This window comes from Arthrobacter sp. NPDC055138 (assembly GCF_053607305.1).
On the sequence record NZ_JBSGTH010000004.1, the window covers coordinates 3,378 to 28,231 of the forward strand.

General features: G+C 67.3%; 17 protein-coding genes and 3 riboswitches. Of the genes, 8 read left to right on the plus strand and 9 right to left on the minus strand.

What is annotated here, in order from left to right; all coding sequences use genetic code 11:
• The 3 genes from ACWF5H_RS10725 to ACWF5H_RS10735 all read right to left on the minus strand — a co-directional run.
• The coding region (locus ACWF5H_RS10725; protein ID WP_452036748.1) for an Ig-like domain-containing protein at positions 1 to 5,211 on the minus strand (5,211 nt) is incomplete at its 3' end.
• A gap of 186 nt (positions 5,212 to 5,397) precedes the next feature.
• Complete coding sequence (locus ACWF5H_RS10730; protein WP_364644847.1) at positions 5,398 to 5,895, minus strand: CoA-binding protein; 498 nt, start codon at positions 5,893 to 5,895, stop codon at positions 5,398 to 5,400.
• Positions 5,892 to 7,364, minus strand: a complete 1,473-nt coding sequence (locus ACWF5H_RS10735) for an O-acetylhomoserine aminocarboxypropyltransferase/cysteine synthase family protein (RefSeq protein ID WP_452036751.1) — start codon at positions 7,362 to 7,364, stop codon at positions 5,892 to 5,894. The genes ACWF5H_RS10730 and ACWF5H_RS10735 overlap by 4 nt, the downstream gene beginning before the upstream one ends.
• Before the next feature lie 99 nt (positions 7,365 to 7,463).
• Positions 7,464 to 7,556, minus strand: a riboswitch (SAM riboswitch).
• Positions 7,557 to 7,826: 270 nt separating this feature from the next.
• Here ACWF5H_RS10735 and malQ point away from each other — a divergent pair.
• Positions 7,827 to 9,986: a 4-alpha-glucanotransferase gene (malQ, locus tag ACWF5H_RS10740; protein ID WP_452036753.1), complete on the plus strand. Its 2,160-nt coding sequence runs from the start codon at positions 7,827 to 7,829 to the stop codon at positions 9,984 to 9,986.
• Positions 9,987 to 10,223: 237 nt separating this feature from the next.
• Here malQ and ACWF5H_RS10745 read toward each other — a convergent pair whose 3' ends face one another.
• The gene (locus tag ACWF5H_RS10745; protein ID WP_452036755.1) at positions 10,224 to 11,213 is read right to left on the minus strand and encodes a helix-turn-helix domain-containing protein; all 990 of its coding nucleotides are present in this window, start codon (positions 11,211 to 11,213) and stop codon (positions 10,224 to 10,226) included.
• A gap of 157 nt (positions 11,214 to 11,370) precedes the next feature.
• On the opposite strand from ACWF5H_RS10745, the gene ACWF5H_RS10750 reads away from it, so the two are divergent.
• Entirely contained in the window at positions 11,371 to 11,691 is a 321-nt protein-coding gene (locus tag ACWF5H_RS10750) for a hypothetical protein (protein ID WP_452036757.1), read from the plus strand.
• Positions 11,692 to 11,804: 113 nt separating this feature from the next.
• Positions 11,805 to 12,632 carry an endonuclease domain-containing protein gene (locus tag ACWF5H_RS10755; RefSeq protein WP_452036759.1) on the plus strand — a complete coding sequence of 276 codons (828 nt, stop codon included), beginning with the start codon at positions 11,805 to 11,807 and terminating at the stop codon, positions 12,630 to 12,632.
• A gap of 234 nt (positions 12,633 to 12,866) precedes the next feature.
• Here the strand turns inward: ACWF5H_RS10755 and acs are convergent, their stop codons facing one another.
• From acs to ACWF5H_RS10775, 4 genes are all read right to left on the minus strand, one after another.
• Positions 12,867 to 14,921 carry an acetate--CoA ligase gene (acs, locus tag ACWF5H_RS10760; protein WP_452036760.1) on the minus strand — a complete coding sequence of 685 codons (2,055 nt, stop codon included), beginning with the start codon at positions 14,919 to 14,921 and terminating at the stop codon, positions 12,867 to 12,869.
• Positions 14,912 to 15,835 (minus strand): ABC transporter permease, encoded by a 924-nt coding sequence (locus ACWF5H_RS10765; RefSeq protein WP_452036761.1) that lies wholly within the window; start codon positions 15,833 to 15,835, stop codon positions 14,912 to 14,914. The genes acs and ACWF5H_RS10765 overlap by 10 nt, the downstream gene beginning before the upstream one ends.
• Positions 15,835 to 16,878 carry an aliphatic sulfonate ABC transporter substrate-binding protein gene (locus ACWF5H_RS10770; RefSeq protein WP_452036763.1) on the minus strand — a complete coding sequence of 348 codons (1,044 nt, stop codon included), beginning with the start codon at positions 16,876 to 16,878 and terminating at the stop codon, positions 15,835 to 15,837. The genes ACWF5H_RS10765 and ACWF5H_RS10770 overlap by 1 nt, the downstream gene beginning before the upstream one ends.
• 102 nt (positions 16,879 to 16,980) lie before the next feature.
• Positions 16,981 to 17,820 (minus strand): ABC transporter ATP-binding protein, encoded by an 840-nt coding sequence (locus ACWF5H_RS10775; RefSeq protein ID WP_452036764.1) that lies wholly within the window; start codon positions 17,818 to 17,820, stop codon positions 16,981 to 16,983.
• A 325-nt stretch (positions 17,821 to 18,145) separates the two neighbouring features.
• Between ACWF5H_RS10775 and ACWF5H_RS10780 the strand changes: the two genes are divergently transcribed.
• Together ACWF5H_RS10780 and ACWF5H_RS10785 are read left to right on the plus strand one after the other, a co-directional pair.
• Positions 18,146 to 18,514, plus strand: coding sequence for a VOC family protein (locus tag ACWF5H_RS10780; RefSeq protein ID WP_452036766.1), 369 nt, complete (start codon positions 18,146 to 18,148; stop codon positions 18,512 to 18,514).
• A gap of 125 nt (positions 18,515 to 18,639) precedes the next feature.
• Entirely contained in the window at positions 18,640 to 19,056 is a 417-nt protein-coding gene (locus tag ACWF5H_RS10785; RefSeq protein WP_452036767.1) for a CoA-binding protein, read from the plus strand.
• Between the two features lie 56 nt (positions 19,057 to 19,112).
• Here the strand turns inward: ACWF5H_RS10785 and ACWF5H_RS10790 are convergent, their stop codons facing one another.
• Positions 19,113 to 20,069, minus strand: a complete 957-nt coding sequence (locus ACWF5H_RS10790; RefSeq protein WP_452036768.1) for a zinc-binding dehydrogenase — start codon at positions 20,067 to 20,069, stop codon at positions 19,113 to 19,115.
• Positions 20,070 to 20,371: 302 nt separating this feature from the next.
• Positions 20,372 to 20,486, plus strand: a riboswitch (SAM riboswitch).
• Positions 20,487 to 20,561: 75 nt separating this feature from the next.
• On the opposite strand from ACWF5H_RS10790, the gene ACWF5H_RS10795 reads away from it, so the two are divergent.
• The 3 genes from ACWF5H_RS10795 to ACWF5H_RS10805 all read left to right on the plus strand — a co-directional run bounded on the left by ACWF5H_RS10795 (position 20,562) and on the right by ACWF5H_RS10805 (position 24,624).
• Positions 20,562 to 21,800, plus strand: a complete 1,239-nt coding sequence (locus ACWF5H_RS10795; RefSeq protein ID WP_452036769.1) for an acyl-CoA dehydrogenase family protein — start codon at positions 20,562 to 20,564, stop codon at positions 21,798 to 21,800.
• Between the two features lie 65 nt (positions 21,801 to 21,865).
• Positions 21,866 to 23,140, plus strand: a complete 1,275-nt coding sequence (locus tag ACWF5H_RS10800) for an acyl-CoA dehydrogenase family protein (RefSeq protein WP_452036771.1) — start codon at positions 21,866 to 21,868, stop codon at positions 23,138 to 23,140.
• Positions 23,141 to 23,154: 14 nt separating this feature from the next.
• On the plus strand, positions 23,155 to 24,624 hold the full coding sequence (locus ACWF5H_RS10805) for an APC family permease (protein WP_452036773.1): 1,470 nt from the start codon (positions 23,155 to 23,157) through the stop codon (positions 24,622 to 24,624).
• Positions 24,625 to 24,714: 90 nt separating this feature from the next.
• Positions 24,715 to 24,806: riboswitch (SAM riboswitch) on the plus strand.
• The last annotated feature ends 48 nt before the right edge of the window (positions 24,807 to 24,854 follow it).

Genomic DNA, 24,854 nt, shown 5'->3' on the forward strand with positions numbered 1-24,854 from the left:
ACCCGTCAGGTCCGTGATGCCGTTGGTCAGCCGCACGGTGTAGGTGCGGTTGGTCAGCAGGTTGGCAGCAGGGTTGAGGGTGACCGTCCGGGTTGCGGCGTTGTAGCTCAGTGCCGCGGTCACTGCCGTGCCGGCCGAGTTGGTGACCCGGAAGGTGTTGGCGTTGACTCCGGTGATCGGTTCGCTGAAGGTAGCGGTGATGTTACCGTTGGTGGCCACGTTGGTGGCGTTCACCGCCGGGGTCCGTCCGGTGATGGACGGGCCGGATTCGGTGGTGAAGTTCCAGGTGGTGGCCGTGATCGGGTTACCCGTCAGGTCCGTGATGCCGTTGGTCAGCCGCACGGTGTAGGTGCGGTTGGTCAGCAGGTTGGCAGCAGGGTTGAGGGTGACCGTCCGGGTTGCAGTGTTGTAGCTCAGTGCTGCGGTCACTGCCGTGCCGGCCGAGTTGGTGACCCGGAAGGTGTTGGCGTTGACTCCGGTGATCGGTTCGCTGAAGGTAGCGGTGATGTTGCCGTTGGCGGCCACGTTGGTGGCGTTCACTGCCGGGGTCCGTCCGGTGATGGACGGGCCGCCTTCGGTAGTGAAGTTCCAGGTGGTGGCCGGAAGGGCATTACCCTGCAGGTCCCGGATGCCGCTGGTCAACTCCACGGTATATACCGTGTTGGCCTGCAGATTTGCCTCCGGGTTGAGGGTGACGGTCCGGGTTGCCGCGTTGTAGCTCAGTCCTGCGGCCACTGCCGCGCCCGCCGAGTTGGTGACCCGGAAGGTGTTGGCGTTGACTCCGGTGATCGCTTCGCTGAAGGTAGCGGTGACGTTCCCATTGGTGGCCACGTCGGTCGCGTCCTCCGCCGGGGTCCGTCCGGTCACTGACGGAGCGGGCCCGGTAGTGGTGAACGTCCAGCTGGTAGCAGCCAGGGGGTTGCCCCCCGTGTCCCGGATTCCGCTGGTGAGCCGAACGGTGTAGACCGTGTCGATCGCCAGGTCAGCCGTCGGGTTGAGCGTCGCCGTTCGGGTGGCCTCATCGTAGGTTACGGTGGCGGCAACTGGCTCCGGTGCCCCGGCTGCCGTCAAGGTAGCCGTTGTCCCGTCGATCGCCCGGACGACCTCGCTGAAGGTCGCCGTGATGTCGGTCCCGACTGCCACATTCGTTGCCCCGGCAGCTGGAGTGCGGCCGGTCACCGTGGGTGCCTGGGTATCGCGCAAGGCCGCCACGTCAACGGTCTGGTCCGTGAACCGGAGCCGCTCCACGTTGGTGATGGTGTCAGTGCCGTCGTCCCCGGTGCCGCCGGTGTGCGCGACGGTAGTGACTCCGTTGACCGTAGTGATGTCGTATTCATCGCGTGCGCCCGAGAAGTTGGCGGTGTCGATGTCAGTCGGAGCCGCGCTGTTCAGAATTTCCCGCACGATGACAACATTGCCCGGGTCAATCTTGCCAGCCATGATGTCGGCCTGAATGTCCTTCAGAGTGGTGACGGTTTTCAGTTCCGTGCCCTGGTCGTCGCGGACGCTCAGCCGGACGTTCAGCCACTTGTCGCCGTCGATGATGTCATCCGCACCGTTGCCCCAGATCTGGTCGCTGCCAGAACCGCCGATGATGATGTTGCCAGCACCGAAGTCGGTAGCGCCAGCGGGCAGCAGGTCGGCCAGGCCGGTGATCCGCTTGATACCCTCGGCATCGAGCGCATTGCTGAGGCCGGCTACACCGACCTCGTTGTCGGGATCTGACGGAGCGACGTCATCACCGCGCAGGACATCGTCCTTGTCCCAGCCGGAGAGCGCCTCTACCAGCAGGAACCGGTCCTTCAGGGCGTTGGGGCCCTCCACTATGATCATCCGCATGTCGGAATCGCCCGCTTCGACGGACCGGGCGTGGGTCACCCAGTCGAAGCCGTAGACACCGTGATTGCGTTCGATACCGGGGCCGGCGACCATGATGTCGTCCCCGCCCTCGGCATCGTAGTCATCCTCGCCGCTGTCGCCGATGAGGACGTCGTGGCCGGGGTTGTTGATGTCGTCGAAGAACGGTGCGCCGCTGTCTCCCTGGAGCAGGTCGTTGGCGTTACCGCCTTCCTGCCAGTCATCGCCGCCACCGCCGAACACCGTGTCCGGGCCGTCGCCGGCCATCACCAGGTCGTTGCCCTCGCCGGCGAAGTGCTCGTTGCCGTTGAGGCCGCCGTTGGAGAAGTCGTCGCCTTCGCCGGACATGATGATGTCCAGTCCGGGACCGGCGTCGATCGCGTCGTTGCCGGGGCCACCCTTGAGCACGTCGTCTCCGTGAGTGTCGGTGATCCGGTCGTTGCCGGAACCGCCCAAGATGGTGTCCGCACCGTCGTTGCCTTCGATGATGTCATCGCCGCCGTTGCCCCAGACCGTGTCATTGTCGATGCCGGCCCAGATCCGGTCCGTTCCGTCGGCGCCGTCGGCGTCGTCCTTGCCGTTGTAGGTCGCCTGGGCGTTCAGGCCCGGGCGGTCCACGCTGTTGGAGACGCGGTAGCGGACGGTGCCGTCGGCCATGCGCATCAGCAGCGCCGATTCGTCACAGACGGAGGCAGGATCATCGGCGACGTTATTACCCGTGGTCCCGACGATGTTGCCCATCTCGAACTCGCAGTCGGCGACACCGAAGACATCGGCCTTGAGTGCTGCGGCGTCGGTGTTGCGCATCACCAGTTCGGCCATCGAGTTGCCTTCAAGCTGGGTCCGCAGGTTCAGGCCCGAGGTGCGGGACAGGTAGTAAAGCCGGTCGCCGTCCTGCAGGTCAGTCATCTGGCGTTCGAAGATGTAGTTGAAGGTGGAGCCGAGCAGTCCGCCGAAGAGGTTCTGCGCCTCGGCAAGGCCGCCCACCCACAGATCAACCTTGTCGAGGCCGGTCTTGGAAGCGGCGCCCTCGTTCGCCCATTCGCCATTGCTGTTGACGAAGTCGTAGGCATCGGTCGGTGTTTCCGCCGCGGGGTCGGGGCTCATGTCGAAGAGCTTCTGTGCGGCAGCGCGCTTGGCCTCAATGGTCGTGGCCCCGGTGATGCTGGGGTGCGTGCCGTAAGCGGCCATAAAGTTGACCACCGAATCTGGATGCTTCAGCGCCTGCCCGAAGTCAACCCAGCTGCTGTAGGGCTTCAGCGACGACTCGCTCGTCTGCTCATAGAGCTGCTTGCGGAAGTTGTTCAGCGATGGAACGCCGGTGTCCCGGCCGCGAGCGATGTTGAGCGAGGCGAGGTCGAGGGGCAGGCCCAGGACGTTGTTGCGCAGCGTATCGGTGACGAACTCGTCCAGTTCGGCGCCCACCTGATCCGTCATGCCCATGGCGATTGCGCCGGCGGCCTGGTCGGGGGTCAACGTTGCATCGCCGTTGGCGTAGTAGGCCGGCGGGTTCAGGAACGCGTCCAGCAGCGGAAGGCCGATGTCGGCACCGCTGTTGGTCTTCCGGTCCACCGTGTCCGTCAACATCGAGTGACCGAAGCGGTAGGTCGCGTGGGCGAACTCGGCGTGGATCGCCGGGTTGATACCCGTGTCGGACTGGGTGAATACGTTGAACGGATTGATGCCCGGTTGGATCTTCCGCGCGAAGTCCTCGAAGACGATGTGCTGGTACTCCATCTCCGTGACGAAGCGTGCGGCCTGGAAGAGACGCTCCCCGTTCCAATCGCCGTTGGGGAGCTTCCACTCGTTCAGATCCAGATTCAAGGACGTCAGCAGGTCTTCCATGTAGGTGACCAATCGGTTGTGCTCCGAGTGGAAGACCTGATGGACGGCGGTGAGGCCGATGTTCTCGTTGACGCGGCCGTCGCCAGCAACGAAGTGCGCGTCAAGCATTTCGTCGTCGTAGGTGCCCGCGGCTTGCGGGCCGGTAACAGGCGTGAGGTCGCTATCTCCGTCAGCTGCCAGGGCCCTGCCACGGGAGTCGAACGGTGCGGCGAAGTGGGAGATGTCGTCCAGGAACGCGATCCCGATCCGCTGGACATTCGCCGGCGGCGCGACGGGGTTCTCCAGGTTCCCTTCCACGAACTGGTTGTCCTGGGTGATGTACTGCGGCAGGCCGTTGGGGCCACGCAGGAAGCGCCCGTACTGGTCGGTGGCCAGCATCGGGATGTTCACGACGTCAGCGTCGGAGAGCTCCAGGCCGAGCATGGACGCGGCCTGGGCCTTGATGTCCGCCCAGGTGGCCATGCCGCCGGGGGCTCCTTCGATCAGTTCGCCGGTAGAGACCGGGTCGCCGCTTTCGTTGAGCTCATAGTCCCGGAGGAAGACCTGATGCGACGGGTTCGAGGAGTAGGTCTGGCTCTGGTCGACCCACGGGGAGTCAGTATTGGTGCCGTCCTGGATATCGTCGGGCGTGCCGAGCACGCCGTCAGGCCCGGGCTGGTTCTCCGCCCGGTTGAGGACCATGAAATTCGGCCCGCCCTCGACATACAGCGGATCGTCCGTTGCCAGGGGCATCATGACCAAGTTATTGGTCTTCTTGGTGAAGTCCACGCCGTGGTCGAAGAACTGGCCGAACAGGGCAAAGAAGCCGTTGTATGGCGGTGAGAGTCCAAAATCGGTGGTGACATTCGGGATATCGAGTGTTTCGCCTTCAGGCACGCAGTTCAAGGGCTGGCCATTGGCGTCGCAAGGAACCGCTGTCGGGCCGTCGTTCACCGTTCGGTGCGCCTTGCCGGCGGCGGCGATCGCGGCAGGATTGCTGGCGGTCTGGTCCACAATGACATTGCTGATGAAGCGGGGGTCGGCATCAGTCACGGTGGTGTTGACGGACTTGTATGACTGCCCCCCGGCCGTGGTCCGCCATTCCGGCTCAGCCAGTCGCGGGAACGGCAGGCTGGCGGAGCCGTAGTGTTCCTGCTCAGCCACCAGGTTGTTATCCGTCCCGTCCACCGTGCGAAGCCCGAACGGCAACAGGGGATTGGCTATCTGGTTGGGGCCGGAGCCGAGGAGCGGCTGGCCCGGAACCGGCTTACCCTCGGCATCTTCCTTGGTTGCGTGGTTCTCCGCAATCTTGATCTGCTTGAGGATGAACCTCATATCCCCTGCATTAAGAGTCAGGCCCTGACCGACCGGCGCTGCCAGCGCGGCGGGAGCGAGGGCTGTGGGCAGCACGCCCGCGCCCAGCACCAGCGCGGCCAGCCCGGCGGTCACCTTTTGGGGGACGGATGGCTTCCCCCTTTGGGCACGTTCGGTGCCCCTCCTGTGTTTTGGATGGGCGGATTTCTTGAACATGATGACTCCCCTAGTCGAGTGATGTGTGGCTGGCCACAGCATCTGACGAGGACCTTGGGGAAATCCTTGGAAGCTCCTACTTCAACGTCCGGGGCAAGCAAAAGCCCGCCCCTGCCCCGGCCCTCCAAGGGAGGGCCGGGGACTAGGAACGGGCTATTGTTGCCGTGAAACCTTCGGCAAGCCGTTCTACGCGGTCAACTGCCGCTTGGAGGAGATTACGCCGGTGTCGAAGCCGGCCAGGTGCAGGCCGCCGTGGAAGCGGGCGTGCTCGATCTTTACGCAGCGGTCCATCACCACGTTCAGGCCGGCGGCCTCGGCCTTCGCCGCGACCTCCTCGTGCCAGGAGCCCAGCTGCAGCCAGATGGTCTTGGCTCCGACGGCCAGCGTCTCCTCTAGCACGGTGGGCAGGTCGTCGTGCTTGCGGAACACGTCCACCAGGTCCGGGACCTCGGGCAGGTCCGCCAGCGACTTGTAGACCGGCTGGCCCAGAATCTCCTTGGCCACCGGATTCACGAAGTAGACCTTGTACGGCGAGCTGGACAGCAGGTACGTGGACACGAAGTAGCTGGCCCGGCTGGGCTTGTCCGAGGCGCCGACTATGGCAATCGACTTGGTGTTCCGCAGGATGTTCAGCCGTTCCGGGGCGGACGGTCCCACCCACGCGCGTTCTGCTGTGGCGGTCACTTGGCGGCTCCTGTCTCAACGGTTTCGCCGGCGCCGGGGCGGGCCGACGGGAGGGCGCACGCGGCGCCGTCGTACTCCGGGGATGCGAACTCGGAGGCGTCGAAGTCGCGGGTCTCCGCGCGCTCGCTGGCACTTTCGGTGGTCGATGGAGGCGCGCCAGCGCCGAGTAGAGACCGGTCGACCACCGCGGTGGCGAGGTCCAGGGCCTGGTCCAGGTCCCAGAGGATGTCGTCCACGTCTTCCAGTCCCACGGAGATCCGGATCAGGTCCTCGGGCACGCCGGCCGCCACCAACTGGTCAGCGGTGAGCTGCTGGTGCGTGGTGGATCCCGGGTGCAGCACCAGGGTGCGGGCGTCGCCGATGTTGGCCAGGTGGCTGGCCAGCTGCAGCGATTCGATGAACTTCTGGCCGGCCACGCGGCCGCCCTTGACGCCGAAGCTGAACACCGAGCCCACGCCCTTGGGCAGGTACTTCCGGCCGCGCTCATAGTGCGGATGCGCGGGCAGCCCAGCGTAGCTGACCCAGGAGACCCGCTCATCGGCTTCCAGCCACTCGGCCACCTTGCGGGCGTTGGCCAGATGCTCGTCCATCCGCTGCGCCAGCGTTTCCACGCCCTGCAGCAGCTGGAACGCGGACTGCGCGGACAACGACGGGCCGATGTCGCGCAGCTGCTCGGAACGGAGCTTGGTCAGGAAGCCGTACTCGCCGAAGTTGCCCCACCAGGACACATTGCCGTAGCTGGCCACCGGTTCGGTCATCTGCGGGAACTTGCCGTTGCCCCAGTTGAAACGCCCGGACTCGACCACAACACCGCCCAGCGTGGTGCCGTGCCCGCCGAGGAACTTGGTGGCGGAGTGGATCACGATGTCCGCGCCGTGCTCGATCGGCCGGATCAGGTAGGGAGTGCTCAGGGTGGCGTCCACCACCAGGGGGAGGCCGGCGTCGTGCGCCACCGCGGCCAGACCCGCGAGGTCGGCAATGTCGCCGGACGGGTTCGCCACGATCTCGGTGTAGACCGCCTTGGTGTTCTCGCGGATGGCCGCGGCGAAGTCGGCCGGGTCGGTGGAGTCGATGAACGTGGTCTCCACGCCGAACCGCCGCAGCGTGACGTCCAGCTGGGTGATGGTGCCGCCGTAGAGCTTGGACGACGCCACAATGTGGTCGCCCGCGCCGGCCAGCGCCGCGAAGGTGATGAACTCGGCGGCCATGCCCGAGGACGTGGCCACCGCGCCGATGCCGCCTTCCAGGGAGGCGATTCGCTCCTCGAACGCGGCCACGGTGGGGTTGCCGATGCGGGAGTAGATGTTGCCGTACTTCTGCAGCGCGAAGAGGTTCGCGGCGTCGTCGGTGTCCTTGAACACGAACGACGTGCTCTGGTAGATCGGCACGGCCCGGGCGCCATGCTCGGCGTCGGGCGTGCCGCCGGCGTGCAGGGCACGGGTGCGGAAACCGAATGTGCGTTCAGCCATCAGGCAACTCCTTCAAAACTTAGGTTCCCGAGGCAATGACGGTCCTGGCGACGCGCCCGGATGCGGGGGCGCCATCCGGATCAAAGATTGCTTGCGCTCTCTCCATCGCTTCTGGCGGTAGCACCTTTCCGGTAGGCCGGATGGTTGCTGCGGTGTCAAAGAGCCAGATCTCTCAACCGCTCGGGATGGTCCCGTCCATTCTCGCAACTTCCGCCGTAGCCGCCAAAATTGTTGAGCCGCGTTGCGTCTTGCCTTGAATTTCCAGTACGACGGCGGTGCTTGGCTTGGGTGCCCCGCGTCCGGTGGTCGACCAAGCGAGCGCCTGGTCGGGTCCGCGTCCGGTGGTCGACCAAGCGAGCGCCTGGTCGGGTCCGCGTCCGGTGGTCGACCAAGCGAGCGCCGGCGAGCGCGTGGAGACCCCCCGGGGTGCACGCATCCCATGCCACCCGTAGATTGGGTTCCATGGCTGAGCTTACGGCGCTGCAGCGCCTCGCACGGGAACACGGCGTCGGCACGACCTTCCGGGGTTGGGACGGAGCTGAGCAGGCGGTCGGACCGGCAACGCTGGTCGCTGTCCTCACCGCGCTGGGTGTTCCTTGCAAGACCGACGACGACGTGACCGTCTCCCTCCGTGCCGCGGAACTGGCGCCGTTGCAGCGCACCCTGCCGCCCGCCGTCGTGGTCCGCCAAGGAGACGCCACCGAGGTGCCGGTCAATGTGCGTGCGGGCGCGCGCCCCCGGGTACAGATCGTGTTGGAGGGCGGGTCCCGGCGCGACGTTGACGTGGTGCCCGGCGGGCCGCACGAGGCGGTCGGGGTTCCGCGGGATCATCTGGCCGCGGTGGTGCCAGCCGACCTCCCGCTGGGCTGGCACACGCTTGAGGTGACCGAAGCCGAAGCCGGCCAGCCCGCAACCGGCCAGGCCGCAGCCAGCCAGCCCCCAACCGGGCGTCCCGCCGGCGAGGCCGCCGGAACATCCGTCAGCCAGGCACAGTGCGCGCTGGTGGTCACCCCGCAACGGCTGTCCACCGCCGACCGGCTTCCCCGCAGCTGGGGCCTGATGGCGCAGCTGTACTCCGTGCGCTCGCGGTCGTCCTGGGGCGTCGGCGATCTCGACGACCTCGCCGTGCTGGCCGAAACGGCTGCCGCCAAGGGTGCCGGGTTCGTCCTGATCAACCCGCTGCACGCGGCGGAGCCCAAGCCGCCGGTGGAGCCCTCGCCCTACCTGCCCACAACGCGCCGCTTCGTCAACCCGATCTACCTGCGGGTCGAGGACGTGCCCGAAGCCCGGGACATCCCGCTGGCCAACACCTTCCACAACGCGAACCTGGACGCCGGCATCCTGGACCGTGATCCTGTTTTTGCGGCCAAGCTGCAGGCGCTGGAAACGGTCTTCGCAGTGCCCCGGCCCGCGGAACGGCAGCAGCAGTTCGACGCCTTCCGCGTCCAGGAAGGCGAGGGGCTGGAGCGTTTTGCCCTGTGGTGCGCGCTCGCCGAATCCCTTCCGCCCGGTGCTCCCGAGTGGTCCGACCCGGAGTTCATCGAATCTCAGCGCAGTGCGCTTAAGGACCGCATCGAGTTCCACCAGCGGCTGCAATGGCTGTGTGACGAGCAGCTTGAGGCCGCGCAGCGCCGGGCCCTCGATGCCGGCATGAACCTCGGGATAGTGCATGACCTCGCGGTCGGCGTCCATCCAGCCGGTGCCGATGCTTGGGCGTTGCAGGATGTGCTGGCCGCGGGCATCTCGGTGGGCGCGCCGCCGGACATGTTCAATCAGCAGGGCCAGAACTGGTCCCAGCCGCCGTGGCATCCCGAACGCCTCGCCGAGTCCGGCTATGCCGCCTACCGGGACATGCTGCGGACCATCCTGCGCCACGCCGGCGGCATCCGCGTGGACCACATCCTGGGGCTGTTCCGGCTCTGGTGGATCCCCGTCGGCGGCCCGCCCGGCGAGGGCGCCTATGTGTACTACGACCATGAGGCCCTGATCGGCATCCTCGCCCTCGAGGCCGAACGGGCCGGCGTGGTGGTGATCGGCGAGGACCTCGGGGTCTTCGAGCCTGGCGTGCAGGACTATCTGGCCGAGCGCGGCATCCTGGGCACTTCCATCCTGTGGTTCGAGTACGACGGCACCACGCCCCGCCCGCCGGAGAGCTACCGCCGCTCCTGCCTCACCAGCGTCACCACCCACGATCTGCCGCCCACCGCCGGTTACCTTGCCGGCGAGCACGTGAACCTGCGCGAATCGCTGGGCCTCCTGAACCGGCCGGTGGAGGAGGAGCGCACCTTGGACCAGGCAGCCCAGGAGTCGGTGCTGTCCCTGGTGCGCTCGCGGGTTCCGGCTGCTTCACAGCACGACGACGACGGCGCCGCCACCTCCGGCGAGCAGCGCACCATCGAGGCGCTGCACGCGTTCATCGCGCAGACGCCGTCGGTGCTGCTGGGAGTCGCCCTGACCGACGTGGTGGGGGAGCGGCGGACCCAGAACCAGCCTGGCACCGCGGACGAATACCCCAACTGGCGGATCCCGCTGGCCGGCCCGGACGGGGAAGCCATCCTGCTTGAGGACCTGGCTGCCAACCAGCGATTCGACTCGCTGGTCCGCGCGCTGCGGGAACGGTAGTCGGTCCAAACGGGTGCGCCGCCTGGGTCTTACAACCGGGCCAGTAGAGCCTCGCCGGTCTCGGCCCGCCACGAACGGCGACGCCGATGAACGTGACCGGTGTCCACCTTCAGCAGGAACTGTCCGTGTCTTGGAGCGGCGTCCGGCGCTGACTAGGACAAACGCAAAACCTACCCGCAAAACGTGGACAGCCCGGGGCCGTCGCTGGAGGAGACGCCAACCTCGCGGCGTGCATCGTTACAACCGGGTAAGCAACGCCTCGCCGGTTTCGGCCCGCCGGTAGAACACCTCGCGGCCGGAACGCATGGTGGCCGCCAGACCGCTCTCGGACATCACCTTCAGGTGCTCGTTGACCGTCCCGGCGGCGAGGTCCAAGCAGCGGGCGAGCTGCGTCGTCGTCATCGGTACATCGAGTTGCGCGAGGATCTGCGCCCGAGTCTTGCCGAGCAGCCGGGCCACCGGGCTGTGCGTCGCCTCGCGGCTGGCTTCCCAGAGCCGGCCGACGCCGCGCGGTGCGTAGGTCAAAGTGGGCACGAACGGTCGGACATTGAGTACCAACGTGTTGGGCCAGACGAACGCATTCGGCACCAGCAGCAGGCCGCCGCCGGGCTCGGGCACGTCGTCGGCCTCGCAGCCGCGCATAATCTCCAGCCCGGTGGGCGTGGGGCGCACGCTGGGGTGCAGGCTCTTGAAGACCTCAAGGATGCCGTCGCGCGACAGCTGGGCCAGGCGGCTGTCGATATCCGCCAGCAGCAGGGAGCGCAGGCGCGGCCACACGGGTTCGATGGCGGTGCGCCAGTACCACTCGAGGGCGGCGGTGATGCGCGGGATGCCGGCGTCGATGTCCTCCGCGAGCCGTTGCAGCTCCTCGCGGGCGTAGTCGGCCGGGCTCTGGCTGAGCAGGTGGGTGACGTCGCGCTGCCACACCTCCGGCGGCACCTCGGCGACGGCGGCGAGGCCCTCGGCGACCGTGCCCTGGTACTTTGGCGTGGGCGTGATGGAGTCAGCCAGGAAGCCCTTCGGTGGAACCAGCGCGGTGAGCAGGCGCAGGTGGTCGCGGGCCTGCGGATCGGCCGACTCGGCAATGCGCCGCTTGGTGGCCTCGATCCATGGCCGGTGGATGGGCGTTCCCACCTGCAGGGCGCGCAGGCTAGCGACCGTTTCGCCCAGCGGCGCCGCCTCGAACCGGACCTTGGTCAGGTCCTCGGCGCTGAGGGTGATGTGCATGGGAACAGCGTAAGGTCGCCGGGTGCTCCGGTCGAGGATTCGGGGAGGACCGAATCGTGGGCACGGCCGGAGCGTGGAGCCCGGAGCCCGGATCTATTCCCGATTCGGGTCCTGCCGAATCGTGGCTCTTGCCGGCGAGTGCGCGGAACCTGATGCCATGACTACTTCAACGCAGACCCGCCACCACGTCGACCTCGCTGACCGGGCACGCAGCTCCAGCCCGTCCTTCGCCGACCCATCCATCAATCCGGCCACGGCCAGCGTTCGGTCGACTTTGCCAGTGCCTGCTCGCGAGGCTGCCCGCCCCGGTGCCATCGGTGGGATCCGGCCAGCGGTAATTTCCATGTCGCATGCTCTGGCGGCAACTGCCCGCAGGCTCAGAGCATGGTGGCAAGCCGGCGCCGCCAAAGACGCCCTGATCGAGGAGCACCGCGACAAAGTCCGTTCGCAGATCCACCTCTTCGGCGGCCGCTACTGATGGCAACTGGCCGAGGGCGTCCTTAGACAGAGGCGTTCTGGCGACAAAGCACGTTGTCCACAGGCAGGGTAATTGCCTAGCTGTCCGCGACCGTTGCCTGCAAGCTCGTGGCTATGGACTACGCAGTAGCCGGTTACATAGAACGGCGCGGTGGAACACTCCAGACCAGCGAACGGGCTCGATGCGGCTTCAGCCGAAACCAGATCCAGGCAGCTATCAAGGACGGCGCGATCGCTGTGCTCCGGCAAGGCGTCGTCGGTACGGAGAATGCCGACGCCGATCAACGCGTTGCGGTTCTGGCCAACGGGCTGATCACTTGCATCTCGGCGGCTCAGGAACTCGGGCTCTGGACGATCAAAGACCCGGATCAGCTGCACCTTTGGACGCTCCACAGCCGGCAGCAGCCGTCTACGATCAAACACCGAGGCGACTTGGTGAGGCCGAACCGACCCGGGAACTACGTGGGCATCCTGGACTGCGTTCTGCACGCCATCCGATGCCGGCCCCGACTGGAAGCGCTGGTCATCGCGGAATCTGCGGTGCGCCGGGGCGCCGTCAGCAAAGCCGAACTGCTGGAGCTGCTTCCGGGCAAACGGAACGGTATTCGACGCGCAGTCGTCTTAGGCATCGGTGACGACGCCGATTCGCCGCTCGAGATTATTGCCCGCGACCTGTTCCGCTCCGTCGGACTGCGGGTGGAAACCCAGGTTCCGATTCAGGGGCTCGGACGGGTGGACATGGTGGTGGAAGGCAGGATCATCATCGAGCTCGACGGGTTCGACTTCCACTGGAACCGGGCGACCTTCAAGAAAGACCGCAAACGGAACAACGCCGGCATGCTGAGCGGGTTCCCCACCTTGCGGTACGTGTATGAGGATCTCGTCTTCACGCCTCAGGACGTCGTCGCCGAGGTGATGACGCTGCTGCGCCGGACGGCCTGAGCGCCAGGGTTTTGATGCCCAGCAAGTCATGCAGCCAGCCGTGCAGCGGACCAGGTGTCCAAGTTCAGCAGGAACTGTCCATGTTCTGGAACGGCATCCGGCGCTGACTAGGGCAAACGCTCAGGGAGCCGCCAAAACGTGGACAGCCCGGGCTGCGGAAGCCCGGAAGCCGGCCGAAACTCGGGAAGTTTCGGCCGGCCACGGAGCGAAGCGATGGCGGCTGGAGGCAAACTACTACCGCCGCTGGCAGATGGCCTGGATCTCCGCGATGCACGGCTCGTTCTGCAGCGACGTGGTGTCGCCCAGTGTGGTTCCCTCGAACAACTGGGTCAGCAGCCGCCGCATGATCTTGCCGGAGCGGGTCTTGGGCACGTCCGGCACGAAGACCACGTCCCGCGGCTTGGCGATCGGACCGATCTGCGTGGCCACGTGCTCCCGCAGCGCGGCAACCGCCGCGGCCTGCTCGGTCGTCAACGGGGCAACCTCCGCTCCGATCAGCGACTTGTCCAGCGGCACCACAAAAGCGGTGGCCGCGTGTCCGGTCTTCGCGTCGTACGTCGGGCACACGCCGGCCTCGACCACGGCCGGATGCGAGACCAGCGCGGACTCGATCTCGATGGTGGACAGCCGGTGGCCCGAGATGTTGATGACGTCGTCCGTCCGGCCCAGGATCCAGGTGTCGCCTTCGGCGTCGAACCGGGCGCCGTCGCCGGCCAGGAACCAGCCCTGCGCCGCATACTTCTCCCAGTAGGAGGTGAAGTAGCGCTCCGGGTTTCCCCACACGGTCCGGGCCATCGACGGCCCGGTCTTGGTGACCACGATGTTGCCCTGCTGTCCGGCACCCACCCGGGCACCGCCGTCGTCCACAATGTCTGTGGCCAGCCCCGGCAAGGCGCGGGTGGCGCAGCCGGGCTTGAAGGAGGCGTCCGTCTGGCGCGGCGTGAGCACGGTGGCGCCGGTTTCGGACTGCCACCACGTATCCACCATGGGAATGCCCGACGACGGGTCCCCGGCCACCAGCGAATCGCGGCCCACCTGGCTGCGCAGCCAGCGCCACGCCTCCGGGTTCACCGCCTCGCCCACGGTGCCGGCCAGCCGGATGGAGCCCAGGTTGTACTCGGCGGGTATGCCGTCCGGGAACCAGCCCATCAGCGACCGGACCAGCGTGGGCGCGGTGTAGTAGCTGGTCACGCCGTAACGCTCGATGACCTCGAAGTGCCGGCCGGGGTGCGGGGCGTTCGGCACGCCCTCGTAGATCACCTGGGTCACGCCGTTGCTCAGCGGTCCGTAGATCTCGTAGGTGTGCGCAGTGACCCAAGCCAGGTCTGCGGTGCACCAGTGCACGTCGTCCGCGCGGGCGGCCGGATCCGGGTTGCTGAACAGATACGAGTGGCTGAACGAAGCCTGCGTCAGATACCCGCCGGTGGTGTGGACCAGGCCCTTGGGCTGGCCGGTGGTGCCGGAGGTGTACATGATGAACAGCGGCGTCTCGGCATCGAACGCCTGAGCCTCATGCACCCGTGGCTGCGACTCGACCACGTCGTGCCACCAGACGTCGCGGCCTTCCACCCAGTTGATGTCCGTGTGCCCGGTCCGGTTGATCACCAGCACGTGCTCGATCGCGTTCTCGCCGGAGACGGCCTCGTCCGCGTTGGCCTTGACCGGGACGGCGGCGCCGCGGCGGTACTGGCCGTCGGTGGTGACCAGCAGCTTGGCGCGCGTGTCCTCCACCCGGAACTTCAGCGCCTCCGCGGAGAAGCCGCCGAACACCAGCGAATGCACCGCGCCGATCCGCGCGCACGCCAGCGTGATGACAATCGTTTCCACGAGCACCGGCAGGTAGACGACCACCCGGTCGCCCTTGCCGATGCCCAGCGCCAGCAGCGCGTTGGCGGCCTGCGAAACCAGTTCCTGCAGGTCGCGGTAGGTCACCGTGCGCCGGTCGCCGGGCTCGCCCTCGAAGTGCAGTGCCACCCTGTCGCCGAGCCCGGCGGCCACGTGCCGGTCGGCGCAGTTCACCGCGGCGTTCAGCGTGCCGCCGTCGAACCAACGCAGCTCCGGGCCGCGGCGCGCCTCGGTGTCCACCGGAGTGGCCGAATGCGCGGTATGCCACGGCTCCGCCCACTGCAGCCGGGCGGCGGCGCGCTCCCAGAACGCAATCCGCTCGGCCTCGGTCTGCGGATCCGGCCAAGCCGTGACCTGGTCGCGGTACGGCGTCCCTTCAAGAACGACGGCGGTGCCCCCGGCGGTTGCCCGGCCGGCGGCGGTTTCGGCTACTTCTATGCCCATCTCTTGACTGCCCATTTCTCCGCGACTCCCAGGAGCGCGTCGGTGATTTTGCCGATGATGGCCAGCAGGACGATGGCCAGCAGCAGCCTGTCAGTGCGGCCGTTGTTCTGTGAGTCCGTGAGCAGGAAGCCCAGGCCCATGGAGGAGGCGATCAGTTCCGCCGCCACCAGGAACAGCCATGCCTGTGCCAGCGCCAGCCGCAGGCCGGAGAACACCGCCGGCACCACGGCCGGCAGCTGCACGGTGGTCAGCAGCTTCACGCCCTTCAGCCCGAACGCGCGGCCGGCTTCCACCAGGTTCTTGTCCACGTGGCGCAGCGCCAGCGAGACGGTGGTGAACACCGGAAAGAAGGCGCCGATCAGGATCAGCGTGACCTTGGAGTCCTCGCCGATCTTCATCCACAGGATCAGCAGCGGCACCCAGGCCAGCGACGGCACGGCACGCAGCGCGCCGATGGTGGGGGAGAGCAGCACATCGGCAACCTTGGACAGGCCGATCAGTGCGCCGAAGACCAGGCCCAAGGCTGCGCCGAAGGCGAAACCGAGCAGCACGCGCTGGGTGGAGATGGCCACATGCTGGGCCAGCTCGCCGCGCTGAATCAAGTCAACCGCGGCTTCGATGACCGCCCCGGGCGCCGGCAGCTGGACGGAGCTGAACAGTCCGGCCGAGGTGCTCCACTGCCAGGCCGCGAGCACGGCGGCCGGCAGCAGCAGGCCCAGCAGCAGGCGCACCCAGCCGTTGCCGAGCACACCGGCCGCGGACCGCCCGTTGGCCGGGCGCCGTTCCGGCGAGGAACCGTCCTGCTGCGGCCGGTCTGGCCCTGCCGTCTTGAGGACGCCGGAGGCTTTCAGGCCTTCCTGGCTGGTGGCGTAAACGCTGTTGCCGGATGCGCCGGGGTTGCCGAAGTGCGTCATTAGGATTCCTTGATGGCCGACGGATCGGCCGTCTTCACCAGCGAGTCGTCCAGCAGGGTGGCCAGGGCCTTGTCGATGTCGGCCTGGCTCTTCACGTCACCGGTCTCGACGAACGCCGGGCCGACCTTCTCCAGCACGGCGCGCTGCTTCTCGCCCGGAGCGGCTTCCACGTCCAGGTTGCTGCGCTCGGTGATCACCTTGGTGGCCACCTCAAGGTCCAGGCCGGCGACGTCGGCGAGGATCTGCGCGGTTTCCTCCGGGTTTTCGGCGGCCCAGGCGCGGGCCTTCTCGTAGGCGTTCACCACGGCCTGGGCGAGCTCCGGCTCTTCAGTCAGGAAGGACTCGGTGGCGTTCAGGAAGCCGTAGGTGTTGAAGTCCAGATTCCGGTAGAACAGCTCGGCGCCGTCCTTTTCGGCACCGGCCATGATCGGATCGAGGCCGGACCAGGCATCCACCGAGCCCTGCTTCAGCGCGGTCAAACCGTCGGCGTGCTGCAGGTTCTCCACGGTGACGTCGCCGGCGGAGAGGCCGGCCTCTTCCAGCGACTGCAGCAGGAAGAAGTAGGGGTCGGTGCCCTTGGTGGCGGCGACGGACTTGCCCTTGAGGTCCTCGACGGAGTCGATGCCGGAGTCGGGCAGCGTGACCAGTGCGGCCCATTCCGGCTGCGAGTAAAGGCTGATGGTCTTGATCGGCGAGCCGTTGGCGCGGGCCAGCAGCGCGGCGGAACCGGCGGTGGAGCCGACGTCGACGGCGCCGGAGCGTAGTGCCTCGTTGGCCTTGTTGGAACCGGCCGACTGCAACCAGTTCACCTCAACGCCGTCATCGGCCAAGGTGGCCTCCAGCCAGCCCTTTTCCTTGATGATCAGGCTCAGCGGGTTGTAGGTGGCGAAGTCGATGTTGAGCACACCGTCGCCGGTGCCCTCGGCCGCGGTGGCTTCGGAATCTTCGCCGGCCACGCAGCCGGTCAGGGCCAGCGAAGCGCTGGCGGCGACGGCGGCCGCACCGAGGATCGAGCGGCGGGAGAAGCGGCGGGCAATAGACATGGTGGTCCCTTCGAACGGTGCGCGAAGCAGGAGAAGCTCCGCGGTTACGGGTGGATTTGGGCACAGACGGCCCGGGAAATGCTTGAGGGTGGAGAGGGCGGCCTAATGGCCGTCGACGCCGAGGCTTTCGAGCAGCGAGCGGCGCATTCGGGCCAGCTCCACCGAACCGCGGTCCCGCGGGCGGCTGCCGGGAACGTCAACAGTGCGCACAATCGTGGCGCCGTCGTGCTCGCGGCCTTCTTCCTTGCCCAGCAGGATGACCCGGTCCGCCAACTGCAGGGCTTCGTCCACGTCATGGGTCACCAGCAGCACGGTGGTGGGTTCGGCCGCGTGGATGTCCAGCAGCAGATCCTGCATCTTGATCCGGGTCAGCGCGTCGAGTGCGCCGAAGGGCTCGTCCAGCAGGAGTACCCCCGGATTGCGGGCCAGAGCGCGTGCCAACGAGGCTCGCTGCGCCATGCCGCCGGAAACTTCACGCGGACGATGCTTGGCGAACTTGTCCAGCCCCACCAGTTCCAGCAGCCGGGCCACCTTGGACTTGCCCTGCTTCGCGCTGGAAGATTTGGGCAGGCCGATGGCCACATTGGCCTGCAGGGTGTGCCATGGCAGCAGTCGCGGTTCCTGGAACGCGACGGCGCAGCGCGAGTCGATGCCCTGGACCGGCGTGCCGTCGATGTCCACGCTGCCGGCGCTGGGCGCGTCCAGCCCGGCGGTGGCGCGCAGCAGGGTGGACTTGCCGCAGCCGGACGGGCCCAGGATGGCCAGCACTTCGCCGGGGCGGACGTCGAAGTCCACGTCACGGAGCACGGTGTGGGCGTTCGCGCCGGTACCGAAGGTGCGGTTCAGGCCGCGGAAGGAGACGGCCAGAGCGGAATCGGACGCTGCCGAGGGCGCAGTGGATGCGGGGGCCGCGTGGCGGGACGACGACAGTACTGCAGTCATGGGATCACTCCATCGATCCTGGCAGTAGCACCCTACGGTTCAAGCCGTGCGGCCGGCTTCCGCCGGCCGTACCCGTGGCTTGTCACCTCGTTATCACCGGCAGTCTGGGATGGCTTCCGGTGACCAGGGTTGCTGCGGCGTCGTCGATCCAGGTCTCTCGGCCGCTCGGGATGGTCACAACTAACTAAACGGCACTTCCGGTAGCCACGGCAAACGGCCCGTAATAAAGCGGCGTAACAAACCGCGGCACAAAAATCGGCCCACGCCGGTTGCCGGAGTGCGGAAATCCGTAGACGAGGGTCGGTGGCGATGGCAGGATGGCCGCATGAAAATCAACCGTCACATCACCGTGTTCGACGCCGCCGATCTGGACGCTGAGAGCAGCTTCTGGGCAGGCCTGCTGGACGGGACGGTCAAGGCCGAGGACGACTGGCATACCGTTTCCGTTGACGGCGAGCCGCGGCTGGCGGTCCAACTGGCGCCCGACCACACTCCGCCTGAGTGGCCCGACGGCGCGCCACAGCAGATCCATCTGGACCTCTACATCGATGACCTGGCCGAGGCCCATGAACTGGCCACGTCGCTCGGCGCCAAGCTGCTCAAACCCGCCGACGACGCCGCGGCCGCGTCCGGATTCCAGGTCTACGCGGACCCCGCCGGCCACCCGTTCTGCTTCTGCTGGGGCGCCGGATAACCACGCCCGGCGCTGAACTGGTCGCTGCGCTGCGTTAGTGCGGACTTGAGCGGTTCCCGGGCCGCCGGCCGCGGGACGAGTTAGCGAAGGTACCGGTAGCGGGAACTCATGGGTAGGGTGGCGCCATGGCACACCAGAATGATCCCGAAGTCGTCAGCCGCCTGCTGAGCACGCCCGGCCGCTGGGCCGTCGTCGGCCTGTCCACCAACCCGCACCGGGTTGCCATGCGCATCTCCAGGTACCTGATGGACCAGCTGGACATGGAGGTGGTCCCGGTCAACCTGCAGGGCGACGACGTCCACGGCCTGACCGGCTACCGAAAGCTTGCGGACATTCCTGGTCAGATCGACGTGGTGGACTGCTTCGTCAACTCCCAGAAAGTCGGCCCGGTGGTGGACCAGGCCATTGAAGTCGGCGCGAAAGCCGTCTGGCTTCAGCTGGGCGTCGTCGACGAAGCCGCCGCGGAACGGGCCAAGGCGGCCGGGCTCGACGTCGTGATGGACACCTGCCCGGCCATCGAAGCCCCGCGTCTGGGCCTCTAGCCAGTCAGCGGCCCGCCTTGCCCGCCACCTAGGCTGAGACGTTCAGCGCTGTTGCATCACTCGTACATTGCGATGAAGCGGCCAACCACCCCGCCGGCCCGGAGCTTGTCGATGGCGCCCGGGATGTCGGCGTGCGTGATGTGGTTCATCGGCGGGTTCAGCTGGCCGGTCTTCATCAGTTCGTAGATGCCCGCTAAGTCCTCCTTGGTGCCGGACTTTGAGCCCCTGATGGTGAGCTGGTTGATGATGATCGGGTAGGTGTTGATGGTGGATTCGAGCCGTCCCATGCCCACTTGGACCAGGGTGCCGAACTCGCCGAGGGTCTCGATGGCGGCCGAAGTGGTGGTGCCGAAACCGGCGTAGTCGACGATCAGCTCCAGGTTCTTGTCCTTGAACTCCTCAATCGAGGAGGCGACGCCGGCCAGGCCGATCTCATCGGCCAGTTTCTGCGTCTCGGGGTTGACCTCGGCTCCGTAGACCTCTGCGCCGGACAGCGCCGCGGAGCGCGCGCCAATGTAGCCCAGCCCGCCCAGACCAATGACGCCGACTTTCATGCCTTTCTTGGCCCCGCCGACGGCCATGATCGCGTGGTAGGCGGTCAGGCCGGCATCGGTCGCCATCGCGCCGAGGTCGAACGGCACCTCGTCGGGCAGAGCCACCAGGTTGTCATCGGTCGCGCGAAGCTTGGCGGCAAAGCCACCGTCCCACTTGCCGTAGCCGAGTGCGTCCCCGTCCGACATCACCGGGGAGAGGCCCACCCGGTCGCCCACCTTCCAGCGGCCCATGCCGTCGCCGACCTCGCTGATCACCCCGGCGGACTCATGCCCCATGGTGCGGGGCAGCCCGTGCTGGAACAGCGCCATCCAACCCGGATCATCGAGCGTGGTGACGTCCGAGTGGCAGACACCGGACGCCTTGACGTCCACCACCACCTCGCCGGGGCCGGCGCGCGGCTCCTCCACCTCGTTGAGCTCCAGCGGCTTGTTCGTCCCGGTAAATTGCCATGCCTTCATGATTCGAACCTCCCTGAGCGGCGGGACGGTGTGCGTCCCGGACCGGCAGATATTGGTGGCGCAACTTCACCCTAGTCCCGTCGTGGAAAGGCCCACAGGGGGCGGCGGACTGGAGCGCATCTTCGGCCCGGAATTCATCCGGACGGCCCGGCGCTGCGGGGTACCGGCTGGGAGCGGAACGATCCACCGGAAGGCGGGGCCGCCGTCGTCGGATGGGGGTATCCGTAACATTCGGCAGTGGAACGTCATGGCCCGTCACATGCTTCACAGCGCCGGATGGCGCCCGGCAGACTTTTCCCCAAGATCAAGAGTCCCAACGACAAGCTCTGGCTGGTTGGGCGGCAACCCTCTTCCGTAGCGGGGTGCCCCAGATGAGGATCCGGCCGCGCACAGATCGGTGCCCGGCAAGTACGGCCCCCGCCAGGCTGCGTCGCCGACCGTGATGGTCGCTGCGCGGTGCGGCAGGCGGGAGCCCCTGCACGAGGAGGCGCCATGACCGCCGTCGTCATTGAAGAAAACCAGCAGACCCGCCGTTCCTCTTGGAGCGGACACGCCAGCCGCGAAGAACTCGCCCACTGGCAGCAGATCGCCGAGGGCGTGGCCGCCGTGCTGAGCACGGACGTGCTGGAGCGGGACCGGCGCAATGCGGACCCGCAGGCCGAAGTGGAGCTGCTGCGCAGTTCCGGCCTGTTCAACCTGATCATCCCCAGCGAGTGGGGCGGCGAGGGCGGCCACTGGGAAAGCGCGCTGCACGCCGTGCGCATCCTGGCCCGCACCGATGCGTCGATCGCGCAGATCCTGGCCTACCACTACGCAAACCTCGGTGCCGTGGTCTTCTACGGCAACGCGCAGGTCCAGGAACGCCTGCTCCGCCGCTCCGCCCAGGGCCGCTGGTCCTGGGGCGACTCGGTCAATCCGGTGGACCCGAACCTGGAACTGGTGCCCGACGGCGACGGCTACCGGCTGGACGGTGTCAAGCACTTCTCCACCGGCGCATCCGTGGGCGACGCGATCCTGGTCAACGCCGCGATCACCTCCGGTCCGGATCAGGGCAAGTTCCTGGCCCTGGCCTTGGAACATGACCGCGCCGGAATCTCCTTCCTCGGCGACTGGGACGCGCTGGGCCAGCGCCTCTCCGCGAGCGGCTCCGTCAAGTACGACGGCGTGCTGGTCACCTCCGCTGACATCATCGGCGAGGTGGGGGAGGAGCCCTTCTCCAGCCTGGTGACGCCGTATATCCAGCTGGCGTTCGGCAACCTCTACCTGGGCATCGCGCAGGGTGCGCTGGAACGCGGCCGCCAAATCACCCTGGCGCGCAAGAACTCCTGGTTCCTCAGCAACGCAGAAACCTACGCTCAGGATCCGCTGACCCAGCGGGTCTATGGGGAACTGTCGTCCCGGGTGGCTGCCGTGGAGGCCTTGGCAGACCGGACGAACGAACGCTTCGACGCCACCATCGCCGTCGGCGGGGAGCTGACGGCCGAAGCACGCGCTGGCATCGAGATCGAGATCGCCCGGCTCAAGGTGGTCTCCACCGAGGTGGGCGTGGAAGTGGCCAACCGCATCTTCGAGGTGACCGGCTCTTCCTCCGCGAAAACCGCGGTGGGACTGGACATCTTCTGGCGCAATGTCCGCACCCACACCCTGCATGACCCCGTGGACTACAAGAAGGTCGAGGTCGGCGCCCACTTCCTACTGGGCGACATCCAGCCGATCTCGCTCTATACCTGATCCGCCCCGCATTCCCATCCGTCCCACCTCGGCCGTGCACGGCGGAGACCTCCAGGAGCACCACCATGACCGAAACCCTTGACCACGCAACAACGTCCGGCCACTCGACGCCGGCCTTCGCAGCGGCGGTCGCCAAGTACCGTCCGATCTTCCAGCGCATTACCGCAGGAGCGTTGGACCGCGAACTGGACCGCGAGTTGCCGTTTGAGCAGATCGGCTGGCTGAAGGACGCCGGCTTTGGTGCCGCCCGGATTCCCGCCGAACTCGGCGGCGACGGGCTGGACTGGGAAGAGTTCACCGAACTGTTGATCGAGCTGGCCGCCGCGGACAGCAACATTCCTCAGGCGCTGCGCTCGCACATAGCGCTGGTGGAGGAGAACCTGTACCACCACGGCCGCGGCGGGGACCGCAGCGGTTGGCTGCAGCGCTTCGCCTCCGGCCAGCTGGCCGGGAACGCGTGGACCGAACCGGGCGCAGGCGGAACCGCCACCGTGCTCTCCGAATCCGGCGGCAAGCTGGTGCTGAACGGGCGCAAGTTCTACACCACGGGCACCATCTTCGCCGACTGGATCGACGTCACCGCCAAGCGGCCCGACGGCTCGGACGTCTCGGTGATCATCTCCACCAAGACACCCGGTGTGGAAACCTACGACGACTGGGACGGCTTCGGCCAGCGGCTGACCGGCAGCGGCACCACGGTGTTTACCGACGCCGAGGTGCACCCGGCCAACGTGTCAGCGTTCGCCGACCGCTTCCCGTACCAGACGGCGCTCTACCAGCACATCCTGCTGGTGGCCCTGGCCGGCATCGCGCAGGCCGTCACCACTGACGCCGCCACCCACGTGCGGGAGCGCAAGCGCGTGTTTGGCCACGGCAACGCGCCGCTGGTCCGGCACGACGCGCAGATCCTGCAGGTGGTCGGCGAGATCAGCGCCAAGGCCTACGCCGCCAGGGCAACCACCCTGAGCGTGGCGCGCAGCCTGGACCGGGTGTTCGCCGCCCGGCAGGAAAACGCCGATGCCGAGAAGGCGGCCAACGTCGCCGTCGAACTGGAATCCGGCCAGGCCCAGATTGTGCTCAGCACGCTGGTGCCGGAGGCAGCCGGCGAACTGTTCAACACGCTCGGCGCCTCCTCCACCAGCACCGGCAAGGCGCTGGACCGGCACTGGCGCAACGCCCGCACAGTGGCCACGCACAACCCGTTCATTTACAAGTCCCGGATTGTGGGCGATTGGGAAGTCAACGCCACCGAACCCCCGTTCATCTGGACGATCGGCGAGGCCAATGCCGACGCCGCGCGCCAGCCACACAGCCCCGCCGCACCTTCCGCGGCCGTCTAAGAGGAAGGCCAGCCATGTCTGTTTCCAACCCCCAAACCGTCGCTGCCCCGCAGGCCGCAACCGCCGGCTCGCCCGACGCCGGAAAGGCGCCGCGGCTCTCCGGCCGGCTGGGCGTCGCCAGCATCGTGCTGATCGTGGTGGCCGCCGCCTCGCCACTGGGCGTGATCGGCGGAACGGTTCCGCTGGCCATCGCCAGCGGCAACGGCGCCGGTCTCCCGTTCATCTACCTGCTGGCCACCGCCATCCTGCTGCTGTTCGCCGTCGGTTTCACCACCATGACGCCGCATGTGCCGTCGGCCGGCGCGTTCTTCAGCTACGTGGAGAAGGGCCTCGGCCGCCGCGCCGGACTGGGCGCGGCCTTCGTAGCCTTGCTCTCCTACCTCGCGCTGGAGGCCGGCGTCTACGGGCTCTTTGCCCCCGCGGTCGATGAGGTGGTCCGCGCCTACGGCGGCCCCGCCCTGCCCTGGTGGGTCTGGGCGGCCGCCGCGCTGGTTGCCGTGGCGTGGCTGGGCCACCGCAACATCGAGCTGTCCGGCAAGGTGCTGGCCGTGCTGCTAGTGGCCGAAGTGCTGATCGTGCTGATCCTGGACGCCGCCATCGTCTTTGGCGGCGGCGGGGCCGAGGGCCTCTCCACCGGGTTCGTCACACCGTCAACCGTGCTGTCTGGGGCGCCCGGTATCGCGCTGCTATTCGCCATCCTGAGCTTCATCGGCTTCGAGGTCACCGCCGTGTTCCGGGATGAGGCCCGGGATCCGGACAAGACGATCCCGCGGGCCACCTATGTGGCCCTGCTGGTGGTGGGCGGCTTCTATGCGCTCTCCAGCTGGCTGCTGATCAGCGTCTGGGGCGACACCGGGATTGTGCAGAAGGCCACGGATGCACCCGGCACCCTGCTGTCCGAGACCACCGCGCTCTACCTGGGCACGGCCGGCAGCCACATTGTCCAGGTCCTGCTCGCCAGCAGCTTGTTCGCGTGCATCCTGTCCTTCCACAACATCAGCTCACGCTATTTCTTCCAGCTCTCGAGGAAGGGAGTCTTCCCGCCCAAGCTGGCCAGCACCCACCCGAAGCACCGCTCTCCGCACCGGGCCTCCGGAGCGGCCACCGCCGTGGTGGCCCTGTTCCTGCTGGTCGCGGTGGTGGCCGGATGGGATCCGATCGTGCAGTTCTACACTTGGTTCGCCGGATTCTCCTCCTTGGGCGTGGTGGTGCTGATGACGCTCACCAGCGTCGCTGTGCTGGTGTTCTTCCGCCGGCGGGGAGCGCCTGCCCGCAGCTGGAAGCGCTCCGTTGGACCGGCTCTTGGGCTGCTCGGCTTGCTGGGCATCTTGGGCCTGATCCTGCAGAACCTCCCCACCTTGGTCGGCAACAGTGTGCCGCTGGCGATCGCCGTCGTCGTGCTGATCCTTGCCTGCTTCGGGGCCGGAGCGGTGGTGGGATCCAAGCGGCAACAGGCCGTAACCGGCGCCGCACCGGCGTCGTAATTCTTGCCCTGGGCGTGACGCGCAACATTTTTACCCCGCGTGACGCGCACCATTTCCCTCCGCGGCGCCTGCGGGTGTCCAATGGAGGGGTACCCATCCAGAGCGGCCGAGAGACCTGGCTTGTTGACGCCGCAGCAACCCCCTCCTTGTGAGGAAGGTGCTACCGCCAGGACCGATGGAGAAGCTCGATCTCTCGTTGGTTCCTCAGGGCCACTGCATGCCCGCCGGGG

Excerpts from the sequence above, each read along its gene's own strand:
- ACWF5H_RS10765 (WP_452036761.1), bottom strand. The coding sequence starts at position 15,835 with ATGACGCACTTCGGCAACCCCGGCGCATCCGGCAACAGCGTTTACGCC.
- ACWF5H_RS10780 (WP_452036766.1), top strand. The coding sequence starts at position 18,146 with ATGAAAATCAACCGTCACATCACCGTGTTCGACGCCGCCGATCTGGAC.
- ACWF5H_RS10795 (WP_452036769.1), top strand. The coding sequence starts at position 20,562 with ATGACCGCCGTCGTCATTGAAGAAAACCAGCAGACCCGCCGTTCCTCT.
- ACWF5H_RS10755 (WP_452036759.1), top strand. The coding sequence starts at position 11,805 with ATGGACTACGCAGTAGCCGGTTACATAGAACGGCGCGGTGGAACACTC.
- ACWF5H_RS10800 (WP_452036771.1), top strand. The coding sequence starts at position 21,866 with ATGACCGAAACCCTTGACCACGCAACAACGTCCGGCCACTCGACGCCG.
- malQ (WP_452036753.1), top strand. The coding sequence starts at position 7,827 with ATGGCTGAGCTTACGGCGCTGCAGCGCCTCGCACGGGAACACGGCGTC.
- ACWF5H_RS10750 (WP_452036757.1), top strand. The coding sequence starts at position 11,371 with ATGACTACTTCAACGCAGACCCGCCACCACGTCGACCTCGCTGACCGG.
- ACWF5H_RS10805 (WP_452036773.1), top strand. The coding sequence starts at position 23,155 with ATGTCTGTTTCCAACCCCCAAACCGTCGCTGCCCCGCAGGCCGCAACC.
- ACWF5H_RS10735 (WP_452036751.1), bottom strand. The coding sequence starts at position 7,364 with ATGGCTGAACGCACATTCGGTTTCCGCACCCGTGCCCTGCACGCCGGC.
- ACWF5H_RS10745 (WP_452036755.1), bottom strand. The coding sequence starts at position 11,213 with ATGCACATCACCCTCAGCGCCGAGGACCTGACCAAGGTCCGGTTCGAG.
- ACWF5H_RS10770 (WP_452036763.1), bottom strand. The coding sequence starts at position 16,878 with ATGTCTATTGCCCGCCGCTTCTCCCGCCGCTCGATCCTCGGTGCGGCC.
- ACWF5H_RS10775 (WP_452036764.1), bottom strand. The coding sequence starts at position 17,820 with ATGACTGCAGTACTGTCGTCGTCCCGCCACGCGGCCCCCGCATCCACT.
- ACWF5H_RS10785 (WP_452036767.1), top strand. The coding sequence starts at position 18,640 with ATGGCACACCAGAATGATCCCGAAGTCGTCAGCCGCCTGCTGAGCACG.
- acs (WP_452036760.1), bottom strand. The coding sequence starts at position 14,921 with ATGGGCATAGAAGTAGCCGAAACCGCCGCCGGCCGGGCAACCGCCGGG.
- ACWF5H_RS10790 (WP_452036768.1), bottom strand. The coding sequence starts at position 20,069 with ATGAAGGCATGGCAATTTACCGGGACGAACAAGCCGCTGGAGCTCAAC.